At 40.7% G+C, this 25,887-nt stretch carries 19 protein-coding genes and 2 tRNA genes; 11 read left to right on the forward strand and 10 right to left on the reverse strand.

The annotated features are described in order from the left end of the window. The 4 genes from KIH23_RS04485 to KIH23_RS04500 all read right to left on the reverse strand — a co-directional run bounded on the left by KIH23_RS04485 (window position 1) and on the right by KIH23_RS04500 (window position 3,289). Window positions 1-897 (reverse strand): hypothetical protein, encoded by an 897-nt coding sequence (locus tag KIH23_RS04485; protein ID WP_213211465.1) that lies wholly within the window; start codon window positions 895-897, stop codon window positions 1-3. 1 nt (window position 898) lies between these two features. Continuing rightward, window positions 899-1,321 (reverse strand): DM13 domain-containing protein, encoded by a 423-nt coding sequence (locus KIH23_RS04490; protein ID WP_213211466.1) that lies wholly within the window; start codon window positions 1,319-1,321, stop codon window positions 899-901. A 69-nt stretch (window positions 1,322-1,390) separates the two neighbouring features. Then, entirely contained in the window at window positions 1,391-2,071 is a 681-nt protein-coding gene (locus tag KIH23_RS04495; protein WP_213211467.1) for a Crp/Fnr family transcriptional regulator, read from the reverse strand. A 78-nt stretch (window positions 2,072-2,149) separates the two neighbouring features. Further along, complete coding sequence (locus KIH23_RS04500) at window positions 2,150-3,289, reverse strand: acyl-CoA dehydrogenase (RefSeq protein WP_213211468.1); 1,140 nt, start codon at window positions 3,287-3,289, stop codon at window positions 2,150-2,152. Between the two features lie 96 nt (window positions 3,290-3,385). On the opposite strand from KIH23_RS04500, the gene KIH23_RS04505 reads away from it, so the two are divergent. After that, on the forward strand, window positions 3,386-4,453 hold the full coding sequence (locus tag KIH23_RS04505) for an anhydro-N-acetylmuramic acid kinase (protein WP_213211469.1): 1,068 nt from the start codon (window positions 3,386-3,388) through the stop codon (window positions 4,451-4,453). A gap of 11 nt (window positions 4,454-4,464) precedes the next feature. On the opposite strand, the gene KIH23_RS04510 is transcribed toward KIH23_RS04505, so the two are convergent. Both KIH23_RS04510 and KIH23_RS04515 read right to left on the reverse strand, forming a co-directional pair. Beyond that, window positions 4,465-5,370 (reverse strand): T9SS type A sorting domain-containing protein, encoded by a 906-nt coding sequence (locus KIH23_RS04510; protein WP_213211470.1) that lies wholly within the window; start codon window positions 5,368-5,370, stop codon window positions 4,465-4,467. Between the two features lie 181 nt (window positions 5,371-5,551). Beyond that, window positions 5,552-8,830, reverse strand: coding sequence for a zinc-dependent metalloprotease (locus KIH23_RS04515; protein WP_213211471.1), 3,279 nt, complete (start codon window positions 8,828-8,830; stop codon window positions 5,552-5,554). A 239-nt stretch (window positions 8,831-9,069) separates the two neighbouring features. On the opposite strand from KIH23_RS04515, the gene KIH23_RS04520 reads away from it, so the two are divergent. Together KIH23_RS04520 and KIH23_RS04525 are read left to right on the forward strand one after the other, a co-directional pair. Further along, the gene (locus tag KIH23_RS04520; RefSeq protein ID WP_213211472.1) at window positions 9,070-10,296 is read left to right on the forward strand and encodes a Glu/Leu/Phe/Val dehydrogenase dimerization domain-containing protein; all 1,227 of its coding nucleotides are present in this window, start codon (window positions 9,070-9,072) and stop codon (window positions 10,294-10,296) included. A gap of 80 nt (window positions 10,297-10,376) precedes the next feature. Beyond that, window positions 10,377-11,270 (forward strand): energy transducer TonB, encoded by an 894-nt coding sequence (locus tag KIH23_RS04525; RefSeq protein WP_213211473.1) that lies wholly within the window; start codon window positions 10,377-10,379, stop codon window positions 11,268-11,270. A gap of 79 nt (window positions 11,271-11,349) precedes the next feature. Here KIH23_RS04525 and KIH23_RS04530 read toward each other — a convergent pair whose 3' ends face one another. Together KIH23_RS04530 and KIH23_RS04535 are read right to left on the reverse strand one after the other, a co-directional pair. Further along, on the reverse strand, window positions 11,350-11,745 hold the full coding sequence (locus KIH23_RS04530) for an ExbD/TolR family protein (protein ID WP_213211474.1): 396 nt from the start codon (window positions 11,743-11,745) through the stop codon (window positions 11,350-11,352). Further along, complete coding sequence (locus KIH23_RS04535; protein ID WP_213211501.1) at window positions 11,726-12,439, reverse strand: MotA/TolQ/ExbB proton channel family protein; 714 nt, start codon at window positions 12,437-12,439, stop codon at window positions 11,726-11,728. Before KIH23_RS04535 ends, KIH23_RS04530 begins: the two co-directional genes overlap by 20 nt. A 125-nt stretch (window positions 12,440-12,564) precedes the next feature. On the opposite strand from KIH23_RS04535, the gene KIH23_RS04540 reads away from it, so the two are divergent. The 3 genes from KIH23_RS04540 to KIH23_RS04550 all read left to right on the forward strand — a co-directional run bounded on the left by KIH23_RS04540 (window position 12,565) and on the right by KIH23_RS04550 (window position 14,045). After that, window positions 12,565-13,785, forward strand: a complete 1,221-nt coding sequence (locus KIH23_RS04540) for a bifunctional folylpolyglutamate synthase/dihydrofolate synthase (RefSeq protein WP_213211475.1) — start codon at window positions 12,565-12,567, stop codon at window positions 13,783-13,785. Window positions 13,786-13,852: 67 nt separating this feature from the next. Then, window positions 13,853-13,927, forward strand: a tRNA-Val gene (locus KIH23_RS04545). A gap of 41 nt (window positions 13,928-13,968) precedes the next feature. Continuing rightward, window positions 13,969-14,045: transfer RNA gene (locus KIH23_RS04550), tRNA-Val, on the forward strand. Between the two features lie 182 nt (window positions 14,046-14,227). On the opposite strand, the gene KIH23_RS04555 is transcribed toward KIH23_RS04550, so the two are convergent. Both KIH23_RS04555 and gldJ read right to left on the reverse strand, forming a co-directional pair. Further along, window positions 14,228-15,514 (reverse strand): UDP-N-acetylmuramoyl-tripeptide--D-alanyl-D-alanine ligase, encoded by a 1,287-nt coding sequence (locus tag KIH23_RS04555; RefSeq protein WP_213211476.1) that lies wholly within the window; start codon window positions 15,512-15,514, stop codon window positions 14,228-14,230. A gap of 57 nt (window positions 15,515-15,571) precedes the next feature. After that, entirely contained in the window at window positions 15,572-17,290 is a 1,719-nt protein-coding gene (gene gldJ / locus KIH23_RS04560; RefSeq protein WP_213211477.1) for a gliding motility lipoprotein GldJ, read from the reverse strand. Between the two features lie 300 nt (window positions 17,291-17,590). Between gldJ and porU the strand changes: the two genes are divergently transcribed. The 5 genes from porU (at window position 17,591) to KIH23_RS04585 (ending at window position 25,875) form a co-directional block, all read left to right on the forward strand. Next, window positions 17,591-21,328 carry a type IX secretion system sortase PorU gene (gene porU, locus KIH23_RS04565; protein WP_249684776.1) on the forward strand — a complete coding sequence of 1,246 codons (3,738 nt, stop codon included), beginning with the start codon at window positions 17,591-17,593 and terminating at the stop codon, window positions 21,326-21,328. A gap of 37 nt (window positions 21,329-21,365) precedes the next feature. Beyond that, window positions 21,366-22,547, forward strand: a complete 1,182-nt coding sequence (gene porV, locus KIH23_RS04570) for a type IX secretion system outer membrane channel protein PorV (protein ID WP_213211479.1) — start codon at window positions 21,366-21,368, stop codon at window positions 22,545-22,547. A 71-nt stretch (window positions 22,548-22,618) separates the two neighbouring features. Further along, window positions 22,619-23,101 (forward strand): cytidine deaminase, encoded by a 483-nt coding sequence (gene cdd / locus KIH23_RS04575; RefSeq protein WP_213211480.1) that lies wholly within the window; start codon window positions 22,619-22,621, stop codon window positions 23,099-23,101. A 139-nt stretch (window positions 23,102-23,240) separates the two neighbouring features. Next, the gene (gene pdhA, locus KIH23_RS04580; protein ID WP_213211481.1) at window positions 23,241-24,239 is read left to right on the forward strand and encodes a pyruvate dehydrogenase (acetyl-transferring) E1 component subunit alpha; all 999 of its coding nucleotides are present in this window, start codon (window positions 23,241-23,243) and stop codon (window positions 24,237-24,239) included. A gap of 13 nt (window positions 24,240-24,252) precedes the next feature. Further along, a complete protein-coding gene (locus KIH23_RS04585) occupies window positions 24,253-25,875 on the forward strand; it encodes a 2-oxo acid dehydrogenase subunit E2 (RefSeq protein ID WP_213211482.1) in 1,623 nt (540 codons plus the stop codon). Window positions 25,876-25,887: the final 12 nt, after the last annotated feature.

Here is a 25,887-nt window from a genome sequence, read left to right on the forward strand (position 1 = left end):
TTATTTAAGTTGTATTTGATAATTTACTGAAACCACCCAAGCGCGTGTGAGCCCATCAGGTCTAGAATCGCGAACCACAAAAGGAGTGGCAGCTACGAGCTCTATTGATTGTTTGGGCGACCATTTCCAGCTAGCAGATAATACACCGTTGAGTGTAAGTCCGCTTGAGCCGTCGATAGAAACCCTGCGCCCGTATATGTTTTCATACGAATCTTCGCCTAAGTGATAAATTGCCAATAAAGAAGGCTGTAATTGAAATGAAGAACGACGAATGAGTTTATAAGCCATTTTGAGTAAAGCATCGGGTTTTCGTTCAAATAAATTGGTCGATTCAAAATCATCGGTCGGACTGTATTCTTTGAAATAAGAATTTCGGTTTTTATTTAAAAATGGCCATTGCAATCCGCTTGAAAAACGCCAATTATTGCGCTCATAAGAAAGCCCCAACAACACATCAAAAGTTCCTAAACTGGGCTGATAATCCATCGGTAAAGAATAGCCATTGATTTTGAGGTTGGCTGCACTTAATGGCGCTTTAAACCCGACAGATAGATTCCACAACTGATGCTTTTGGGTGGACCATTCATAGCCGCCTGTGAGATATACATCGCCAAACTGACCGCGGGTTCCCAATTCGCCGTGGACTTGATTATAAGTGATTCGAGAGCTAAATGAATATCCTTTATGAAACTGACGTTTATAGGTAATAGCTGGTGCAAAATAAATAACACCGGCGGCTCCTTCGGCTATTTGCGGACTGAATTCAAGTGAGTGTGTCGCGAGAGAATCTACCGAAATACTTGAATCAAAATTGCAAATACCAGCATCACTACAACCTTGTGCCGATAATGAAAATGGCATCGCCCAAAAAACCAGAAAATAAATTGTCTTTTTCATCTTACATCTGAGGAATTAATTGCCCATAAGCAAACAAATGACTGTATTGCTGACAATGAATCAGCACATGAGTGTATACCGAAAAATCAATTGATTCAGGCAAAACATAAATTTGTTTTCGGGATAAGTTGCCCAAATTGACAAACTCATGCTGTGCATTGCTTTGTGAGAGATAAACTTTTAAATCAGGGCCATCTTCAATGGAATAATCTACCAATCGAAGCTTGAATCTGTTTTGATCTGAATAAACCTCGGCCATACCGGTGCCGGAAATACCTTCAGTAGTGATAAAAGTAGTGGTGTAAACCAATCTGGCTTGATCAGACAAAGCTGAATCTGAAGCGTGATTACGGGTTAAATCACCATCCATCTGACAAGAAATCAGCAATAAGAATAACGGAATTGTTTTTAAATAACGACTCATCTTTTTTTATTCAAAAGTAGAGAGCCGCGAAATGCAGAAATGTCAGCAACCCGACATTAGCGATAAATTTTATTTTAATTTTTCGATATCGTCAATAATGATTTCTTTTCGGCTGTAATAAACCAATCCTGAAGATTCTAATTCTTGGAGCAACAAAACAGCGGTTTGCCTTGAAGTACAAATGATTTGGGCGATGTCATTTTGGGTGAGATAATTCTCGATATAAACTTTTCCGTTGTGCGGTTTGCCTTCTCTTTCGGCCCATTCGCGAATAAATGTTATCAGCCGAGAACGCGCATCTTTTGACATCAAATTATTGTAGTTGTTTTTGAGACGCTTCATCTTTAAACCTACAAACTTGGTATATGACAAAGCCAAATCAGGATGCTTGAGCATTAAATGTTCAAAATCAGATTGCAAAAAACTACAGATAGATACCTCTGGCGATAATGCTTTTGCGTATTCGTTGATTTCCTGCGAATCATCGAGTTCTAAATGTCCGAATAAATCGCCTTTCTGAATAACATCCTTAACCACTTCGTTACCATCTTCATCTAAAGCGACAATCTTAATGCTGCCTTTTTTCAGTAAATAAATTCGGGGAAGCTCTCCGGAACCAAAATAAATCACATCGCCTTTTTGGGCTTTTTTATATCCGGTGATGATGCATAATTGCCTGATTTGAGACATACTCAAAGCCCGAAACAACTTGTGGTCGCGCAGATACCAATATTTGAGCTCTTCATACATAAAGCTAAAGTAAGAAGATTTGCATCAAAAAACCCGTTCATTGGGTTAAACGGGTTATTTATTTTATGCTGACAAGGTCTATTTCACCAAACCTCTTGATATAACAATGCGTTGAATTTCAGAAGTTCCTTCGTAAATCTGAGTGATTTTGGCATCGCGCATCATACGCTCTACGTGGTATTCGGCTACGTAACCGTTTCCACCGTGAATTTGCACTGCCTCATTGGCCACTTCTAAAGCAATTTCAGAAGCGTACAATTTAGCCATCGCGCCTGAGTGAGCAATGTCTTTGCCTTCGTCTTTTTCGCAAGCTGCTTTCATGACTAAAAGTCGAGCCGCCGTTACTTTGACAAACATATCGGCCAACTTAAAGGCAATTGCTTGGTGATTGAAAATTTCTTTACCAAACGCTTTTCTTTCTTTAGAATACTTCAATGCGATTTCATAAGCTCCAGTGGCAATTCCCAAGGCTTGTGAAGCAATTCCGATGCGGCCTCCGTTGAGCACGGCCATCGCAAAGTTAAACCCGAAACCGTCTTCGCCAATGCGGTTTTCTTTCGGAACCTTTACATCAGTAAACATCAATGAATGCGTGTCTGAACCGCGAATACCCATTTTCTTTTCTTTCGGACCAACCTCAAATCCGGCCCAGCCTTTCTCTACAATAAACGCATTGATTCCTTTGTGGCCTTTTTCAACATCAGTTTGTGCAATCACGATATAGGTAGATGCTGTTGAACCATTGGTAATCCAGTTTTTGGTTCCGTTGAGCAAATAGTGATCTCCTTTGTCAATCGCAGTTGTTTTTTGCGAAGTAGCATCAGAACCCGCTTCAGGCTCTGACAAACAAAATGCACCGATTACCTGACCTTGCGCCAGAGGAACCAAGTATTTTTGCTTTTGCTCTTCTGAGGCATATTTTTCTAAACCGGCACAAACCAGTGAATTGTTGACAGACATAATCACCGCAGCCGAAGCATCTACTTTGGCAATTTCGGTCATGGCCAACACATACGATACGCTGTCTAAACCTGAACCACCGTATTTTGGGTCAACCATCATTCCTAAAAATCCCAGCTCAGCCATTTTTTTGACTTGCTCTTCCGGAAATTTAGAATGTTCGTCTCTTTCAATAACACCCGGCAACAATTCTGCTTGTGCAAAATCTCTGGCGGCTTCTTGAATCATCAGGTGTTCTTCGGTTAAATTAAAATCCATCGTATGTTGGTTTTTTGTTAGTTGATTCTTTATTTTTAGTGCCCCAAAAGTATGATATTAATGTTAATTTTTCAAACGATTTCGTAAATTTAAAAGATGTTGAACAATCGCTATAATGTGGTCGGTGTAATGTCAGGAACTTCGCTCGACGGAGTTGATTTGGCGCATCTTAAATTCAGTGTTGATGAAGGTCATTGGTCATTTGAAATTTTAGAAGCCCAGACGATTACTTATTCAGATTTTTGGGTCAATCAACTCAAATCAGCCGTTGATTTTTCTGAGCAACAATTGCAAAAACTCAACGAAGATTACACAGAACTTTTGGTCCATCACATCCGCGATTTTATACAAAAACACCAACTTAAAAATCTCGATGCGGTATGTTCGCACGGACACACGATTTTGCATCAACCTCAAAACGGTTTTACTTTACAAATTGGCAATCTACCCGAAATAGCTAAGCATTGCGGGCAAACTGTGGTCTGTGATTTTCGCGTGCAAGATGTAAAACTCGGCGGACAAGGCGCTCCACTAGTACCGATTGGCGATCGTTTGTTGTTTGCCGATTATGATTATTGCTTGAATTTGGGTGGATTTTCAAATGTTTCTTTTGAAACACCCGCCGGTAGAATTGCTTTTGATATTTCACCGGTGAATACCGTTTTGAATTTTTATGCCCACCAACTCGGGCTTGTTTATGACGACCGCGGAACAATCGCGCGCTCGGGCCAATTGAACCCGATGCTTTTAAAAGCACTCAATGAGTTGGATTACTACCAACTTGCCTATCCAAAATCATTGGGCATCGAATATGTCAAAAATACCTTGTTGCCTTTAATTGAAAAGTTTGAAATCCCGACCGAAGATAAACTACACACTTTTGTACAACACATTGCCTATCAAACAGCTTTGGCTTTGCCCAAAAAAACAGGAAAATTATTGGCTACCGGCGGCGGCGCTTACCATGATTTTTTGATGCATCACCTCAGAAGTGAACTGCCCGAAATGGAGATTGAAATTCCGTCAGCTAAAATATTAGAATACAAAGAAGCGCTCATTTTTGGTTTGTTGGGCGTACTCAAACTTCGTGGCGAAATCAATGTTTTATCGAGTGTAACGGGTGCAAAAAAAGACCACAGTAGTGGCCTTGTTTATAAAATTTAAATATTGAATTTTTATTTCTTGACTAACTTAAAGGTTTGTTTTTGGTTGCCTTGCGATACAGAAACCATGTAAAAACCGCTTGGATAGCTTTGACCAAATTCTTGTTTACTTACTTCAGAGGCATCTATTAATCGTCCCTCAACTTTTCGTCCGGTGGCATCAAAAACTTCAACATTAACAGCACCGCTCAATTGGGTATCGCTCAATTTAAAAGTTTGCTCAAACGGGTTTGGATAAGCCGTCCAATTTTGTGATTCAAAAGCCATATTGTTGAGCAATCTGAACATATTGACATGTACTGATGGCGTGGTGGCGGTTTCGCTTTGTAATACTAAATTGTTGTTGGCTAAGGCTATTGCTGTTGAGACCGTATTCTGTTCACAGTAAACTACTAAAACATTCAAAGTAATTCCGGGTGTTGAAGTAGTTGGAAAAGTCAAATCAGTTTCTGAATTGATATCCCAATCCATTGAGCTTTCGAATCTGAATCGCGCAAATTTGAGCGCTATATTGGATGGCAAATCAACCGCATTAGCTCGATTTGTTGGGGTTTGAGCCCAACGCAATTGTCTCATTGCCGCAGAATGTTGCGCTGGTGAAATATTATTAAATGTTGCAAAATTACCCGTTTGATTAGGCTGTTCAACAACGGTCAAAGTGCCTTGAGCACCCATCGGCAAAAAATTATCGCCATAAAGTACATTTCCACCAAAACCAGCCATTTTGAGCGATGTAGTTCCGATGTTCTTTACAAAAATATCATATTCTAGAGCGTTAGCGGTTGCTGTAACATTGTCAATATAAATAAGGACTTTGTTGCCCACGCATTGCTGTGCTTGTACTTTTATGACCGAAAAAAACAAAGCACCCATAAGGATTATTTGACAGAATTTAATAAAAGTAGTTTTGCTCTTCATATCATATTATTTTTAAACTCTAAAATCAAAGATAGAGAATTCATTATTAACATTTTAAAAAATAAATCAGCTTTAAATGGTTTGAGACTTCAATTGAGAATATAATTGATAAACGCACTATACAAAAAAACAAAAAACGCCACTCAATGAGCAGCGTTTTTTAATTTATAATAATCTAAAATTATTTTTTGATAAAACGTTTGACAACCGTTTCTCCGTTTGATTCTAGTTCTAACATATAGATATTGGCGGACAATCCTGAAACAGAAATTGCTCCGTTTTGAATGGTTCCTTTTGAAACTTCTTGCCCCAGCAAATTGATAATTCTGTATGATGCGTTCTCAGCCTCTGAAACGTTCAAGAAATCACCCTGAACCGGATTCGGAAATAATTTGATGTTGCTCAAACTTGAAGTCGCTGCGGCCGGACGATTGTTTAATCCGCCACAAGTATCCGTAGCAAAAGAATCCCATTCACCCGTTAAATTAAAGGTAGCATTAGGTGACAAAATGGTAGCTTTTCTTCTGAGGGTAACATCAATGGCAAAGTTGGCCGTACCTCCGTTAAAAGTTCCGATGATGTCAATGAGCACGCCGTTCTTGAACAAGCCCACAGCATCATTACCGTTAAAAGTCAACTCAGTTCCGGCGGTTGAAATATTGGCCGATGCAGCACTGTAACAAGCCACATTAATTGAGCTGTTGACCATAACAAACTTGGCTCCGTTGTTCAAAGTACCTGAAAGCGTAATTCCGGTTGACCATGCTCCTGCTCCGTTGGTTTGTTTTTTTACGGTGTAAATAGAAAGGTTTACAGCGGCACCTGTATTGTTGGCAATTTCAAGCGCTTTGTTGTTTGATGAACCTTCTATGTATTCTGAAAACATCAAATCAGTCGCGTTGCCTGAATTGGCCAAAGTAGTTACATTAACCGTATTACTAGCTGCTGAAATATTTCCGGCAGCATCTTTGGCTTTTACCGTAAATGCATAAGCCGTTGAAGCCGTCAAACCGCTCACCGCAAAAGTAGTTGCCGTTGTTGTCGAGCCTATTAAAGCAGCACCTTGATAGACATCATATCCGGTAACTGCAACATTGTCGGTTGAAGCCGTCCATGATAAATTAGTAGTCGTTTGTGTGGTTCCTGAAGCAGCTAAGCTTGTTGGCGCGGTTGGTGCTGTGGTGTCAGATGCTGCTAAGGTGGTCACGTTTACTGTATTGCTCGCCGCTGAAATATTTCCGGCGGCATCCTTGGCTTTTACCGTAAATGTATAGGCAGTTGAAGCGGTTAATCCGGTTACAGCAAAAGTAGTGGCTGTAGTGGTAGAACCTTTTAAAGTTGCCCCTTGATATACATCATAACCCGTAACACCCACATTATCGGTTGAAGCTGTCCAAGATAAATTAGTTGTAGTTTGTGTGGTTCCTGAAGCAGCTAAGTTTGTCGGAGCTGTTGGCGCTGTAGTATCTGATGAACCCGCGGTAATCGTAAAATTGGTATTTGAAACATCAAAGAAAATATGATTGGTTCCTTTGACCATAATACGATTGGTTGTTCCCGGCGTATTCGGAATAGTTACCGCCTGCGTTCCGTCATTTGGGGTTGCAGCCAATAAAGTACTCCAAGTGGTTCCGCTGTTGTTAGAAATTAAAATGTCTACATTGGCGCAATTCACACCGTTGGCTGTTGTTCCTGATACGTTCCAAGTTACGGTTTGCGTACTTCCGCCCACATACGAAACAGCCGTATTAGGAGCTGTTACAGCAAATGGCCCGGCAGTTCCGTTAACAGTTACAATCATATCGTCGCTGTTGTTTCCGGCTCCACCTGCTCTATTGTCGCGAACGGTAAATCTAAAGTTGAGTGTTCTGGCTACTGAAGACAAAGCCTCAACGGTGATTTCGCTTCCCGCTGTGGTGGTTGCACCGGTTAATACCGATGACATTTTCGGAAAATAACGCGTTGGAGATGTGGTTGGTGAATATGAACGATAATTAACTCCCGTAGTTTTAGTCGCACTTGGCGCTGCAGCTGTTGTTTGAGAATTCATTTGCTCCCAGTTGTAGGTCAGCGTATCTCCGTTGGCATCAGTACCTGTTCCGGTTAACATGAATGGAGTGCTTTTCGGAATTGTATAATCTAAGCCGGCATTGGCTGTAGGTATAGAATTTCCGGTAGCCGAATTAACTTGACAAGTCGTGGTTTTAACATAATTGGTTACCTGCTGAATACTAACGGCATGAAAATAAGCATCAGAATGCGGCTGAACATCCAATGTGGTAATACCTGCATAACCCATGATGGTTGAACCCGAACCCGGTTCTACCTGAACTCCAGTTCCTTCATTACCTCCGTGTGTCCATGTATGGTTGGCGCCGAATTGATGCCCCATTTCATGAGCAACATAATCAATGTCAAAATTATCACCTGAAGGAATTCCATCGCCTGGCGAAGTGTATGCACTTCCTTTATAGTTGTTAGGGTAAGTGATTCCGGCATCGACAAATGTAGACATGTCATTGCTGCAAACACAACCAATACAGCCTGCGTTTCCGCCGCCGCCGGTGGCTCCGAAAAGGTGACCAATGTCAAAATTGGCGTTTCCAATTACCGAACTCAGGGTATTCATCAATTGATAATTCCAATTATCTAAAGCTGATGCCGGCGAATAAGGGTCTGTTGATGCACTCGTATAAATAACAGAATCGGTATTGGCAATCAAATTTAAGCGAACCGCAAAATCTTTTTCAAAAACGCCATTGACACGCGTCATACTGTTGTTGATGGCTGCCAATGCCAATGCTTTTGTACCGCCAAAATAAGCAGTGTATTCACCCGTTACTGACATTGCTAAACGATAAGTTCTCAGAGTAGCATCATCTGCATTTGGTCTTGCAGCCGCAGCTACCCCCAAATCTTGCTGTACATCTTTGACCACTTTACATTCAAAACGGTTCAACGAGGCAGTTCTATCTGCTCTGCGATATACGGCATACGTACTTAAATTGGTGGTGTATGGCTCGATGAATTCTGTTGATTGGTCAGCTCTCATCACCATGGTTTGCAAACCTAGTGGCGATAAACTAAAATAAATGGTCGAACTTGGCGAAGTTACGCCTTGACCAACATACGATTTTATTTCAGGATATCGAGCTGCCAAAGCCGGATCCATGTTGGATGATTCTTTAATTCGGTATTGTTCCATTTTACCCTCAGCATTAGGAAAAGAAACAATCACATTTGATTTTCCTGCTACTGACCTATCAGGCACATTGATCAACGATTGACGCAATGCAACTACGTCTACTGAAAATAGTCTCGGGTTAATTAAACCGGTCTTGTTGGCAACCACTACTTCATTAGCTTTATGAGTGGCTTGAGTGAAGGCAATCCTTCCCGTTTGGGCAAAGGAAAAACCAGAGATTGCTATAGCAGCAATCAAGAGTAATTTGTTTTTCATCCTTATTGTAATGAGTTAGATTAGATGCCAAATATATTGATTTCTAACTATCATTTACCTATTGTTGAAAACTCTTTATTTATTTAACGTTTAGCTTAAAATACTTTTAAGTTAAAATCACAATTTAATAACATAAAAACAATCAACTTCTCATTGTTTGTTTGACGTTCAATTGCATTAAAATGCTCTTTTCTCAGATGGTATTTGTTATATTTGCCACGCCCAAAAGCATCATAATTATGAAAGATTTACTCGAAAAATTTGAAAATAAAAGCCCTGAAATAGTATTCAATTGGAAAGACCCTGAAACTGAAGCCGAAGGCTGGACTGTGATTAATTCTTTGCGTGGCGGAGCTGCAGGCGGAGGAACACGCATGCGCAAAGGTTTAGACATGAACGAAGTTTTATCGTTAGCCAAAACCATGGAAGTTAAATTCTCGGTTTCAGGACCGGCGATTGGCGGAGCTAAATCAGGCATTAACTTTGACCCGAATGACCCGCGCAAAAAAGGCGTTTTGCAACGTTGGTACAAAGCCGTTTCACCACTGCTGAAAAGCTATTACGGAACCGGTGGTGATTTGAACGTAGATGAAATTCACGAAGTAATTCCGATGACCGAAGAATGTGGTGTTTGGCATCCGCAAGAAGGTGTTTTCAACGGGCATTTCAAACCAACTGATGCCGATAAAATCAACCGCATCGGGCAACTTCGCCAAGGTGTTATTAAAGTAATTGAAAATCCGAAATTTTCTCCGGATGTTTCCCGAAAATACACCGTTGCTGATATGATTACAGGTTATGGCGTGGCCGAAGCGGTTCGTCATTACTATGACATTTACGGGGGTAACTTCAAAAGCAAAAAAGCCATTGTGCAAGGTTTTGGCAATGTTGGGTCGGCGGCTGCTTTCTACTTGGCCGAAATGGGCGTAAAAGTAGTCGGTATTATTGATCGCGATGGTGGTTTGATTTCAGAAAACGGTTTTACTTTTGACCAAATCAAAACCTTATTCCTCAACAAAGACGGCAATAAACTCGTAGCGCATAACCTTAAGCCATTTGAAGAAATCAACGAAAAAATTTGGTCGATGGGCGCTGAGATTTTTGCTCCTTGTGCAGCCTCAAGATTGGTTACACAAGACCAAACCGAGCGTATGATTGCCTCAGGATTAGAAGTCATTACGTGCGGAGCGAATGTTCCGTTTGCTGATCAAGCTATCTTTTTCGGACCCATCATGGAAGCAACCGATGCCAATACAAGCTTGATTCCGGATTTTATATCGAATTGTGGTATGGCACGCGTTTTTGCCTATTTTATGGAAAAGAAAGTACAAATGACCGATGAAGCTATTTTTTCAGACACATCAGAAACCATCAAAAAGGCGATTCAAAAAGCATATGATCAAAATCCGTCTAAGACAAACATCAGCGCAACCGCTTTTGAAATTGCGTTGAAACAATTGTTATAAACTTAGCCAAACCCGTCTTTTTACATCGACAATTTTGTGTAGATTTATTCGTTTTAAAAGACAAGTTAACGCTATTACCTATGGATATTACAATTAATAAAGACCAGCAAAAATCTATGCTTTTGACCGCTTTGGTCATGGCTTTACTGATTTTAATTTTGTTTTTTATTCGTTTTTGGCCACCTTCAAACTTAGAGGAACTCATAGGCGGCGGTGGCGGTGGCGGCATTGAAATGAACTTTGGCGACAGCGATTACGGCTTGGGTGACAACTATAAAAGCCAAACGCTCAATGTGAAAAATGAGGCTCAATCAGCCCCAACTCCTACAGCAACGCAAGACAATGTGCTCACGCAAGACAACGACGATGAAGATGTTGTTTCGATGACACAAAACGAGAAGGTAAAAAAAACCACACCGGTTCCGACCAAAGTTGAAACCAAACAACCTTCGCCTGAAAAACCAAAAGTTTCAAAAAACACCAACGATGCTTTGGCTAATTTATTAAACGGAAACAAAGGTGGCGACGGAAATGACAAACAAGCAGGTAACAAAGGTCGCCCTGACGGCAGCTTGAGTTCATCCGGATACAGTGGCTCTGGTTCAGGAACAGGATCAGGCACCGGAAACGGATCCGGAAATGGTTCTGGCAACGGTTCAGGAAATGGCAGCGGTAATGGCTCAGGAAGCGGAAACGGTAGCGGACCAGGTTATTATTTAGGCAACCGAAAAGCACTGAGTAAGCCTGTTCCGAATTATACTTGTAATGAAGAAGGAAAAGTAGCAGTACAGATTTCAGTAGACCGATCAGGCAATGTTATTGATGCCAAACCCGGCGTCAGAGGAACCACCAATGCCGCAAAATGTCTTTTAGACGAAGCCAAAAATGCAGCACTGCGCACCAAATGGCAAGCCGATGATAAAGCTGCTGACAAACAAGTCGGGATGATTATTTACAGCTTTAGTTTGAATTAAAACTGCACATCATAAAAAAACAAAAAAGCAATAGCCGCGAAAGAAACTATTGCTTTTTTTATGTTCTGTTTTAAATGTTCTATTTTGGACTTGTGGCGATCACAAATTTGAGTTTGTTTCTTACACCAATCTGAAGCACATCAACCAAATCTTGAACTTGCATATTAAACGGAATGCGAATTACTACTGTTTGATCTTTATCGCCGCCCATTTTTGACAGCAAAGTTTGTTCGAGGTTTTCAAAAGGAACTTCTTCTTTATCTACAAAATAGCGTTTCTCTTCAGTTACCGAAAGCGAAATGTGCTGCTTGTTGGTTTTTTCGTTGTTCTTTGATTTGGGCAACGTCATTCGAATCACGTTCGGATTGGCCAAGGTGGAAATAATCAAAAAGAACAGCAACAAAAAAAACATGATGTCGCTGAGCGAAGAAGTAGCAACTTCTGCGTGGAATCGTTTATTTCGTTTTATCGCCATGATTTGGTCTTTGAATGATACTGACGAATTCTAATACTTGCTTTTGGATAGCCAAAGTAAAACTGTCGATGCGACCATTAAATAAATGGTAAGCACTATAGGCTAAAATTCCAACGATCAAACCGGCACCACTACTGATCATTTTTTCATACAAACCACCTGAGATGTTACCGATACTGATGTCTTCGGTAACTGAGATGCTGTAGAAAATTTTAATAACCCCAGAAATGGTTCCGATAAAACCAAGCGTAGGTGCAATTCCGGCAATGAGTCCGAGTTGACCAAGTTTCTTTTCCATCTCGCCAATTTCAATGTTGGCAGCGCGCTCCATATTGGATTCAATTTCTGAAATCGGACGGCCAATAGTCAGAATACCTTCTTTGAGCACATTTCCTTGAGCATTACCCACACGATCAGCTACAGAATAAGCCATATCTAAGTTACCTGTATTGAGGCTGTTGCGGATGTCTTTGATTAAGTGCGTGTCCATTTTGGCCACTTTTTTAATATACATGGCGCGTTCAAAAATCAGATAAATGGTGTACACCAATAAAACAACAATTGGAATCAGGAAAAAACCACCTTTGAAAATAAATTCAAGAACAGAAATTTCATTTGTTAATGGCGAATCTTGCAGTGCTTGAACGGGAGCTTGAGCAAGAGAATCAGCTTGTACCTGTAAGAAAGTAATCAGCATAGAGGATTGAATTTTGACTTTAAATTAAATAGTTTGACATTTGTATCGACGAGCGACAGCTACAATATTAAACTAAAAATGATAGAAAATATTTTGCGCTAAAATAATTTATTAAGAAAGTAATGAACTACAACGATACCGTACACTGGATGTTTGCGCAATTACCTATGTATCAACAACAGGGCGCTTCGGCTTACAGAAAAGATTTGCACAACATTCAGGCATTGACAAAACATTTACAGCATCCTGAGCAGAAAATTAAGTGCATTCACGTGGCCGGAACCAACGGAAAAGGCTCTACTTCTCACCTAATCGTCTCGGTATTGCAAGAAGCTGGGTATCGTGTCGGACTGTATACTTCACCGCATCTGAAAGACTTTCGCGAACGAATTAAAATAAATGGTGAAATGATTTCAGAAGAATATGTTGTTGATTTTATAGCACAACACCAACCTTTTTTTGAAAAACATTCATTGAGTTTTTTTGAAATGACTGTCGGATTGGCTTTTGATTATTTTGCACATCAAAAAGTGGATATTGCGGTTATTGAAGTAGGCATGGGTGGCCGATTAGACGCTACCAACATCATCACACCTTTGGTTTCAGTGATTACCAACATCAGCAAAGACCACACGGCTTTTTTAGGAAACACATTGGCCGAAATTGCCGGTGAAAAAGCAGGCATCATCAAACCCAATATCCCGGTGGTGATTGGTGAATATACCGCTGAAACAAAACCTGTTTTTGAAGCAAAAGCCAAAGAATGCAATGCGGAGATTTTCTATGCGCAAGATTTAATTCAAACAACGCCGGCCACTGAATTGCTCGGCGAATATCAGGAGTTCAACAAAAAAACAGTAATGCAAACCTTGCGCATTTTGCAATCGAAAAAACTACTATCCATTTCAGAAAATCATATTTCGGATGGTTTTATGAACGTAATCATCAACACCGGACTTCAAGGCCGATGGCAACAATTGGGTTCAAATCCGAAAATTATTTGCGATACGGCGCATAATTCGGCCGGACTCAAAATCGTGATGCAGCAAATTGAACATGAAAAATTTGAAGAGTTACACATGATTTTAGGTGTGGTTAACGATAAAGATTTGACTGAAATCCTGCCTTTGTTGCCTCAGAAAGCACATTACTATTTTTGCAAGCCCGATTTACCCCGCGGTCTTGATGCTGAAATTTTAAAAAAAATCGCAACTAATTTTGGCCTTACAGGCGATGTGTATAGCTCAGTTTCAGAAGCTTACCAAGCAGCCCAAAACAAGGCAGCTCAAAATGATTTTATTTATGTAGGTGGCAGCACCTTTGTAGTAGCAGAAATATTGTAATAAATCTGATTTTTTATTTGCACATAACAAAACTTGCTTTATATTTGCACTCGCAATCAAGCTGTACGGGCGATTAGCTCAGCTGGTTCAGAGCACCTCGTTTACACCGAGGGGGTCGGGGGTTCGAACCCCTCATCGCCCACAAAAGCAAGCCTCACCGCTTGCTTTTTTCATTTTAACAGCGGGTCATTAACTCAGCGGTTCAGAGTGCTACCTTGACAGGGTAGAAGTCACTGGTTCGATTCCAGTATGACCCACCAAAAACGCCTTCTCATTCGGGAAGGCGTTTTATTTTTATGGATATGGTTTTGCGTTAGGGATTGAAGCGAAAAGCCCACAGCGCAGCGAGGACATGCAGCGGAAAGCCCGACGCGTAAATCACAAGCGGATGAATGATTCGGATTGAACTGAAACTCTGCGCGCGTGATTTGCGGGAAACGCCCTATTGAATATAGGCCAACAAACGTTCAAGCGCCATTCCACGTGAACCTTTGATGAGCATGGTTTGGTTTTGAAAAGTCTGCGTCTGGATGTGCGCGGCTAAATCATCAAAATGTTCAAAAAACTGCAACTGAGGCGCTGAAATGGTTTGGGCAGAAAAATCTTTTCCGACAAAAATACAAGCGGTTTCCGGATGGGCAGCCACCAACGCAACGATGCTTTGATGCTCTTGAGCACTTTCTGGGCCCAGCTCAAACATATCGCCCAAAATCATGAGCTTGTTGGGCTTGTCTAGCTGAACAAAGTTTTCAATGGCTACCTTCATACTGCTCGGATTGGCATTATAGGCATCGAGAATGATTTCATTACTGCCTTTTTGCAGCAGTTGCGAGCGATTGTTTTCAGGAATATAACTTTCAACCGCGGCTTTGATTTGCTGATGGCTGACACCGAAATATTTTCCGATGGTGGCCGCTGCCAAAATGTTGTTGGCATTGTAAAGCCCGATGAGATGAGAATTGATTTGAACGTCTTCAAAGGCTACTTTTACGAGCGGATTGGCTGAAACTTCATCAATTTTGAGATAGGCATCTGAAGATTTTTGCGAGAATCCGAAGCGTTCAATTGAAGTTGTTTTTTCATTTTGAAGCGCATCGTCAAGATTGACAAAGGCTTTGCGATTGTGCTCAATCAGAAAATGATACATTTCGCTTTTGCCTTTGATGACGCCTTCAACGCCACCGAATCCTTCAAGATGAGCCTTGCCGAAATTGGTAATATAGCCGTAATCAGGACGAGCGATTTCGCACAAAAACTCGATTTCTTTTTGGTGATTAGCACCCATTTCAACAATTCCGATTTCGGTTGAAGCATCAAACGACAACAAGGTAAGTGGAACCCCGATGTGATTGTTCAGATTGCCCAAGGTTGCTTTGGTGTTGAACTTTTGTGAAAGAACCGCATAAATCAATTCTTTGGTGGTGGTTTTTCCGTTGCTTCCGGTTAATGCAATGATTGGCAAGTTGAGATAGGCGCGATGAAACTGAGCCAAGGCTTGCAAGGCACGCAAACTATCCGGCACCACGATGGTTCGCTCATCAATGTAATAGTTAAGATTATCAATGACTACGTAAGCTGCTCCCTTTTGAAGCGCTTCGGCAGCAAAAGTGTTGGCATCAAAACGGTCACCTTTGAGTGCCACAAACATTGAGTTGAGCTCTATTTTTCGTGTATCGGTTGAAATGGAAGAGCATTGTAAAAACAGCTCGTGAATTTTTTGAATATTCATAACCGTATGAAAAAACAAAAGCCCTAGAGAAGGGCTTTTGCAATATTTGATATTTGATTAATTTCTTGGTCTTTTCTTTTTGTCGGCCTTAGGACCAACTCTTGACATAGCACAACGGAATCCGATGTAGTCAGTAGCCATATCTTGCGGGAAGTATCTTCTTTGCGCAGGATCTAACCAATAAGCTCTGTCTCTCCAAGAACCTCCTTTGTATACACGAACATTGTCGTTAACCAAAGTAGTTCTTTTACTTGACTTGTCATATTTTCTAACCATGTTCCCCAAACTGTCAACGGTTACGTTGTGTACCGGAGAATCATACATTCTTTGTTGTGTTTTGTTTTTCCCGTCTTCTTCTTCAGAGTTTCCGAATTTAAAATAACGTGTTGATTGTTTGTCACCATCACGGTAATTACGCTCATCACTTTTATCAAAGTTTTGTCTGAGGTAGGTTTCTTTTTCATCAACCGGAACCTGAGCCAATTGACCCGGATAGTTACGTGCCATAACACGACCATTAGCAAGCGTATCAAAAACCTGTGTTTCAGCAGTTACTAATTCGGCTTTACCATCGTCGCCAATTTTGTTTTTGGTGTAGATGTTACCTCTGTAGTAGTTAAAGTCACTGGCTTCATCATCAACAATTGGTCTGTACACATCGGCAACCCACTCAGCAACGTTACCTGCCATATCATACAAACCAAAATCATTTGGCGGGTAAGATTTTACGGCATTGGTAATATCGGCACCATCATCTGACCAACCTGCGATTCCGCCGTAGTCACCTTTTCCTTGTTTAAAGTTTGCCAATTGATCGCCACGTACTTTGCGTTTTCCTGAACGAGTGTAGGTTCCTGACCAAGGGTATTTCTTTTGTCCTCTGTAAATATTGTATTCACGTTGACCTACATCGGCAGCAGCAGCATACTCCCACTCTGCCTCGGTTGGCAATCGATACTCTGGCAAAATCAAACCAGAAGTACGTTGGGCATATACATTTTTCTGAGCAGATTCTGTTGCCGGCTGATCTTTTGTTCCTTTGGTTTTTGTAGCCTTAGCTTTTGAATTTTTTCGGCCTTTTAAAATAACTTTATCGTCACCGCCGAAAGCTTTAGTTGGCTGATTCAAGTATGTTTCTGTACTAAATGTTTTATCAGCACTGACCTCAGTAACTTTGGCGTCTTTTTTCAAGAAACCTTCTCTTTCGAGCACGTTTTCGTTCACACGATCAGTTCTCCATTTGCTGAATTCAACTGCTTGAATCCAATTCACTCCTACTACCGGATAATTGGCATAAGCCGGATGTCTCAGGTAGTTGTTGGTCATGGTTTCATTATAACCTAAACGATTTCTCCAAACGAGTGTATCTGGCGAAGCTCCTTCATAAATATTTTTGTAGTTTTCTTGGTCTGGTGGAAAAACGCGCTTCAACCAATCTAGATACTCCATGTACATGAGGTTGGTTACCTCTGTTTCATCCATGTAGAATGACTGAACGTGTTGCTGATTAGGCGTGTTGTTCCAGTCGTGCATTACGTCATCTTGTACTTTACCCATGGTAAAAGTACCACCCTCAACCATTACTAACCCAGGACCGGTTTCTTGCTTCTTGAAATTAGAAGCATATTGGAAGCCACCTTTCTTGTCGTTGATCTTCCAACCCGTAGCCGAAGAAGTGTTCTTGGCATTCGACTTTTTACTACAACCTGTAGCCGCCCCTAGTACAACAACCATTGACAATAGGAGTCTTACAGTCATAATTTTGTTTAGTTTCATACGTATAGTAGGTAATAAATTTTGTGGCGCAATATAACAATTAACCTTTATATAGCAACACCTTTTTTAATTTTTTTCTTTCCGTTTAGCGGATTTATTGGCTCAAACGCAAATTTGAATTTAATATTGCCAATCGAAAATCAAAATTTTATTTTTACAGACTTTTGTAATAAATCATACCCAAATGCGTTTCTAAAAGCGATGAAAAAAATCTTGACCTTATTTACTCTTCTTGCTACGAGCTTATTTTTTGGGCAACCAAAGGACAACATCACTATTGAGTGGACTGAAAAATCTCCTATGACAATAGGCGAAACCAAAATAATCATCCCGCAATTCAACCCCAAGAACTTTCAATTTGACAGCTACAAAAAGCAACTTTTTTTTTGCTGGAGCATAAAAACAACTTCTTTAATTGATGAAAATTTTATTGAGCTGACCAACATTGTTTATGAGAACATCACTCAAAATCAATTAGGTGATTTATCGATAGCAGCCATTCCGAATGAAATTAGTGTAAAAGTCAATAATGCGAGAGCTCGCAGTGATATGTATGCACAACTTTCACTAAACCCTATTATAAAAGACGGAACCGGTTTTAAACGACTCAAATCTTTTAGTTATTCACTCAAAAACGCAAACAATCAAAACCGATTAAACACCAATCAAAATTTCACTCCCATATCAAATTCAGTATTAGCATCCGGAAACTGGTTTAGATTTTATGTAACCAAATCAGGTGTTTACAAATTATCGAAAGAATTTCTCAGAAATATTGGCGTAAGTGTAGATGGCCTTGACCCAAGAAAAATTAAAGTATACGGCAACGGAGGAAGAATGCTGCCACTCAAAAACGGCGATGATTATCCAGCAGATTTGGCAGAAAACGCAATAGAAGTTGTGGGCGAAGATGACGGTATTTTTAACGATTCTGATTATGTTCTTTTTTATGCTGAAGGTGTAGACCAATGGAATTCCGAGAGCCAAACCACCAACAATTTATACGATTCCAAATCATATTATTACGTAAATGTTGACGGAAATGACGGAAAACGCATTACTGATATGCTACAGCCAAGTGCATCGGCAGCTGTAACCGTTACTGAATTTGACAGTTATACTTACCACGAAACAGACCAGGTGAATATTGCCCGATTAGGCCGAAGATGGTTCGGAGAACAATTTGATTTCACTGAAGAACAAAGTTTTGACTTCAACATCCCGAATATTGTTACCACAAGCCCGATTAACCTTTATATATATGCCGCCGCTATATCATCAACCACAACCTCAATGAGCGTCAAAGCCAATAATGATGTGGCCGGAACCATCAGTTTCTCGGCAATTGCCGGCTCACTCAAGGCTGACTGGGGCACGTTAAACACAAATATCTCAGCCACTGAAAACACCCGAATTACTTTGACCTACAACAACAATGGAGTTCCTGATTCAAAAGGTTTTTTAGATTATATTTTACTCAAAGCAAAAAGAAATTTAGTTGGACACAACAAGCAATTTGCTTTTCAGTATGACGCTTCGGCAACAAGTTCGCAAATTGGAGAATATCAAATCACCAATGCCGGCAACATTAAAAAAGTCTGGGACGTGACTGATATTTATAATGTAAAGCAAGCCATCAATAACAGCCAAAGCGTTTTTTCATTTAAAGCAAATTTTGGTTCGCTCAAAAAATACATTGCGGTTGATGCCAACGATTTTTATACTCCCAGCACAGAGTCGCGAACTCGAGTAAGTAATCAAAACTTAAAAGGCACCATTTTTAACGATGACCAAGGCCAATTTAAAGACATTGATTACATAATCATAACACCTAATTTTTTAAAAACTCAAGCAGAAAAGCTGGCTGCCTTTCACAGAACCGACAGCCAACTCAACACCAAAGTAGTTACTCTTGAAAGTATTTATCAAGAATTTGCTTCCGGCAAACAAGACGTAGCGGCTATTAGAAATTTCATCAGGTATGTTTATTTAAACGCTTCAGCTCAAGACAAGCGAGTTAAATATGTAAATTTATTTGGCGACGCTTCATATGATTTTAAAAACAGAATATCAATATCAGCCAATGTAGTTCCGATATATCACGCCCTAAACAGCTTCACGGTTGACCCAAGTTCTTTTGCTTGTGATGACTTCTTTGGTTTAATGGATGATGACGAAGGAAATTTAGACGCAACTTATCCTGTAAAAACCGGCTTGATAGATATAGCTGTAGGCAGAATGATTGCCAACAACACAACCCAAGCAGCTGAATTAGTCAACAAAGTAGTTGAATATCGCGACTTAAAATCGTACGGAAATTGGCGCAACAACATAGTCGTAGTGGCAGATGATGCTGACAAAGACAGCGATAGTTCACTTCAAGTTCGAATCAATAATATGGCTGATGCCATTATAGCCCAAAAGCCATTTTTGAATTATGAAAAAGTTCTTTTAGATGCTTATGTTCAAGAAACTTCAGCCGGAGGTAGTCGTTACCCTAAAGCCCGAAAAGACTTTTTTGATTATTTTGAAAAAGGAGCGCTTATTGTAAACTATCTCGGGCATGGCGGTGAAGATGGCTTATCGCAAGAACGCATCTGGGAAAAATCTGACGGCCAAAACCTGGCCAACCGATACAGATATCCACTCTTTATAACCATTACTTGTGAGTTTTCAAGATTTGACAATCCGTTCAGACCTACTGCCGGTGAATATGCCTTTTGGAATCCGAAAGGCGGAGCCATCTCAATGATTACAACGGTTCGTGAAATTTTTCAATCTACCGGTGAGAACTTCAATGATGTTTTGTCAGAATTCTTGTTTTCGTATGGCTCAGATCAGTATATCTCTATGGCCGAAGCACTTCGATTGGCCAAAAATGATTTTGGCTCCAGAACTGATATCGTCTTTTACTTAGGTGACCCGGCACTCAAATTAGCTATTCCTTCGCCAAGAGTTATTCTAACAAAAGTAAATGATGTACCGCTCAACGGACCTAACACCGTTGATGATTTTAAATCTTTGGCATACGTAAAATTAGCCGGTGAGATTACTGATGAAAACAACCAACTACTCACCCAATACAACGGTGAGTTATTGGTTAACATTTTTGACAAAAACATTGTGCGCACAACTCTAAACAACGACGGAAACAGCACGCCAATGAACTTTAACACTCTGGGCGAAACGATTTTCAGAGGCAATGCAACGGTAACCAACGGACAGTTTGAATTTGGGTTCGTGGTTCCGAGAGACATTAATATTCCGGTAGGCAACGGAAAAGTGAGTTTCTATTCAAAACAAACCGGACAAAAACTTGACAAAACCGGATACAATACCAACATTAAAATTGGCGGAATAAATCTTAATGCGGCTACCGACAATATTGCGCCGAAAGTCAAATTATACATGAATGATGAGAGTTTTATTTCCGGAGGAATCACCAACCAATCACCGCTTTTCTTAGCCTTTTTAGAAGACGAAAACGGCATCAACACCGCCAGCGGAATCGGCCATGATATTGTAGCAATTCTTGATGGTGATGAAACCAATCCGTACAAACTAAATGACTACTATGAAACTGCACTTGACAATTATAAAAGCGGAAAAGTAAAGTTTCCATTCAGAAATCTCAAAACCGGATTACACACCTTATTATTTAAAGCTTGGGATGTTTATAACAATTTAGTTACTGCTGAAATTCAGTTTGTAGTAGTTGGCGATGATTCACTTACATTGAGCAACGTGCTAAACTATCCGAATCCCTTTACAAGTTATACAGAATTTTGGTTCAACCACAATAAACCACTAGAGCCGCTTGAAGTACAAGTGCAAGTATTAACCATTACAGGTAAAATTGTCTGGACCAAAAACCAAACCATTACTACCGATGGCACTTTGGCTCGAAGCATCACTTGGGACGGTCGTGATGATTTTGGCGACCGCATCGGAAAAGGTGTATACATATACAAGTTAACCGTTAAATCCCTGTTGAGTAACTCAAAGGCAGAAAAGTATGAGAAACTTGTAATACTTTAATAAAATACTATATTTGTAAACTTTTTAAAAATTCAGAATGAAAAAGATTTTAGTCGGATTTCTTTGTTTAATATCCCTGCAATTTTCATTTGCCCAAACCACAACTACTAGAGTAATTACTACAGGTGTTCCGTTTTTATTGGTTGCCGGAGATGCTCGTGCTGCTGGTATGGCAGACAATGGTGTTGCTACCTCTGCCGATGTTTTCTCACAGCAATGGAACCCTTCAAAATATGCCTTCTCAATTGATCGTCAAGGTTTTTCTGTAGGATATACACCCTATTTAGTTGAGTTGGTCAACGATATCTCTTTATCGCAAGTTACTTACTTTAATAAATTTGATGAGCGTATGGCTTTTGCCGGAAGTATACGCTATTTTAGTTTGGGTGAAATTGAACTTCGAAATCAAGCAGAAGATGCTCCGAACATTGTAAAACCGGCCGAATACGCCATTGATTTGTCCTACGCATTGAAACTCAGCGATTATTTCTCGATGTCGGTGGCAGGTCGCTTTATTCGTTCCAACTTAAGAATTCCTACTGAAGGTCAAAGTTCTGCTGCGGCTAACTCATTTGCTGTTGATGTATCAGGTTTTCACCAATCAGAAGAAATGGCTTTTAATAACTTCAACGGAAAATTGCGTTGGGGATTCAACTTTCAGAATTTAGGGCCAAAAATTAATTATGACAAATCACAAGGCGATGCAGGTTCAAATTTCTTGCCTTCAAACATGAAATTAGGAGCTGGCTTTGACTTTATCTTAGACGATTACAACAAGGTCACATTAAACACCGAAATCAACAAACTCTTAGTTCCAACACCTATCGAACCAACTGATGCTAATGATAACGGAACCATTGAGGATTCAGAAAAAGCTCAGGCCATTTCAGATTATGATAAAATTGGTTGGGTTGAAGGCATTTTCAAATCGTTTGGAGATGCGCCGGACGGATTCAGTGAAGAGCTAAAAGAATTTACCTACTCTATCGGAACTGAATACACCTACCAAGATTCATTTGCTTTCAGGCTGGGTTATTTCAATGAAAGCCCTGACAAAGGAGCAAGAAGATTTGCTTCGTTAGGTGCCGGGTTCAAATACAACGCCATCAAAGTAGATGTTTCCTACTTGTTTGCTATTTCAAAAGTTAAAAACCCACTTGAAAACACACTGCGCTTCTCGCTGAGTTTTGCTTTCGGTGATAAATACGATGAATACTAGACCACAAATAATTTAATTAAAAATCCAAATTTCTACTTTTGAAATTTGGATTTTTTTTCCCTTGTACTTTTATGAAGAACATTTCGATCAACACCCAACTCACGGTTTTCGAATCACTTTCTGAATTGCCGCAAAACATTCAGCAACTCATGCAACAAGCCGTAACGATTAGAAAAAAAGCCTATGCCCCGTATTCAAATTTCAGAGTGGGCGCTGCTTTGCTCTTAGACAACGGTCAAATCGTGTTGGGCTCTAATCAAGAAAATGCTGCTTATCCATCGGGCTTGTGTGCCGAGAGAGTAGCCATTTTTCATGCCGGTGCTGTAGCTCCTGAAGCCAAGATTGTTGCTATGGCCATTACCGCTGCTTCTGACACCAATCAAACCCAATCACCCATTCCGCCTTGTGGTGCTTGCCGACAATCAATAGCCGAATACGAATTCAAGCAAGAGCAGTCTATTCCTATTTATTTTATGGGTGAAATCGGCAACATTTACCTGTCCGATTCGCTTAAAAATTTACTGCCGTTTACCTTTGATAAAAACTTCTTGTAAGGGTTGTAAAAATTACGGTTTTAAATTTCAATTCTTGGTTGGAATGTTTACTTTTGCCTTTCGCAAAATGGTGTGAGGCGAAAGTTTTGCGTTTTCAAAAAAAACATCATTCAACAACCATCAAGTCTAAAGAAACACGATGAAAGAAATTACAAGAGAAGTTTACTTAAAATGGTATGAAGACATGCTATTTTGGAGAAAATTTGAAGACAAACTAGCCGCTCTTTACATTCAACAAAAAATTAGAGGATTCCTTCACTTATACAACGGTCAAGAAGCTGTTTTGGCAGGTGCATTACATGCCATGGATTTATCCAAAGACAAAATGATTACCGCTTACCGCAACCACGTTCAACCTATTGGTATGGGCGTTGATCCAAAAGCCGTTATGGCTGAGTTACTCGGTAAAGTTACCGGTACTTCAAAAGGAATGGGCGGATCAATGCACATTTTCTCAAAAGAAAAAGGTTTTTACGGCGGACACGGTATTGTAGGAGCACAAATTCCGGTAGGTGCCGGAATTGCATTTGCCGATCAATATTTTGGTCGCGATGGTGTAACCCTTACCTATTTTGGCGATGGAGCCGCCCGTCAAGGTTCTTTACACGAAGCCTTTAATATGGCCATGCTTTGGAAACTTCCGGTGGTTTTTATCGTTGAGAACAACGGTTACGCCATGGGAACTTCAGTTGAAAGAACTGCCAACCACACCGATGTTTGGAAACTCGGTTTGGGCTATGAAATGCCTTGTGGCCCTGTGGATGGAATGAATCCAGTAAAAGTAGCCGAAGCCATGCACGAAGCCATTGAGCGTGCCCGTCGTGGTGATGGCCCAACTTTCTTAGAAATGAAAACGTATCGCTACAGAGGTCACTCGATGTCTGATGCGCAATTATATCGCTCTAAAGAAGAGGTTGATGAATATCGTAAAATCGACCCGATTACCCAAGTGCTTGATGTGATCAAAGACCAAAAATATGCTACCGATGCAGAAGTTGAAGCCATCGATGAGCGTGTGAAAAATTTGGTTGAAGAATGCGCAACGTTTGCCGAAGAATCTGACTTCCCGGATATTCAACAAATGTATGACGTAGTATACGAACAAAGAGATTATCCATTTATTCCACACAAATTGTAATTGCGTATTGACTATGGCAAAGATTATAACCATGCCCCGTTTGAGCGATACCATGACTGAAGGTGTTGTGGCCAAATGGCTCAAAAAAGTAGGAGATAAAATTAACGAAGGAGATATTTTAGCCGAAATTGAAACTGACAAAGCCACCATGGAATTTGAGTCGTTCAATTCAGGAACTCTTTTACACATTGGAATCCAAGAAGGCGAAACCGCTCCGGTTGATTCACTTTTGGCCATTATTGGTGCCGAAGGCGAAGACATCACTCCGTTGTTACACCTAGGAAAAGCACCCGCAGCTTCAACGGCTGCCACTGAAACTCCGGCAGCAACTGAAGCTCCTGCCACGGCTGCCACTGCATCAGCATCGTCTGAATTACCTCAAGGAGTAATTGTGGTCACCATGCCAAGACTCAGTGATACCATGACCGACGGAACCGTTGCTACTTGGCTCAAAAAAATAGGCGATACTGTTAAAGAAGGCGATATTTTAGCCGAGATTGAAACCGACAAAGCCACCATGGAGTTTGAATCATTCAACGCGGGAACTTTGTTATATATTGGTGTACAAGAAGGCCAAACCGCTCCGGTTGATAGCGTACTGGCCATCATCGGACCTGCAGGCACCGACATCACCGGCGTGGCCGAAAACTTCAAAAAAGGTGGAAACACTGCTGCTCCGGCTTCAGCTCCGGCAGCAACACCAACCGTTATAGAAACAACTACACCAGTTTCTTCTTCAGATGACCGAAGAGTATTCATCTCTCCGCTCGCCAAAAAAATGGCCGAAGAAAAAGGAATTGACATTGCCCAAGTAAAAGGCAGTGGCGAAAATGGTCGCATCGTTAAAAATGATATTGAAAACTTCAGCCCAAGTGCAGCGCCAATGGCTACTTCTGTAGCTCCGGCTGCTACAAGTTCTGCAGCAGCGGTTCAACCATTTGTACCGGCAGGCGAAATGTACTCTGAAGAAATCAAGAATTCGCAAATGCGCAAAACCATTGCCAAGCGTTTGTCTGAATCTATATTTACCGCACCGCATTTCTATTTAACCATTGAGGTTGCTATGGACGAAGCCATGCGCTCGCGCGGCAAGATCAACAGCATCCCGGATACCAAAGTATCATTTAACGATATGGTGATCAAAGCTTGTGCGATGGCCTTGAAAAAACATCCGAAAGTCAACTCACAATGGAGAGAAGACGCCATCATCATCAACCACCATGTCAACGTGGGTGTGGCTGTTGCGGTTGAAGACGGATTGGTGGTTCCGGTATTGCGTTTTACCGACCAGATGAGCCTTTCGCAAATTGGTGCCCAAGTAAAAGATTTGGCCGGAAAAGCGAAGTCTAAAAAACTACAACCTGCCGAAATGGACGGAAGCACTTTTACCGTTTCTAACTTGGGTATGTTTGGTATTACTGAGTTTACTTCAATCATCAACCAACCCAATTCTGCCATTTTATCGGTAGGAGCCATTGTTGAAAAACCGGTGGTGAGAAACGGTCAAATTGTAGTAGGCAACACCATGAAAGTAACTTTGGCGTGCGATCACAGAACTGTTGATGGCGCTACAGGAGCACAATTCTTGCAAACGCTCAGACAATATTTAGAAAATCCGGTCACGATGTTGGCCTAACAATTCAATACA

Origin of the sequence: Flavobacterium sp. CYK-55 (assembly GCF_018413465.1) — a bacterium.
Lineage (GTDB): Bacteria > Bacteroidota > Bacteroidia > Flavobacteriales > Flavobacteriaceae > Flavobacterium.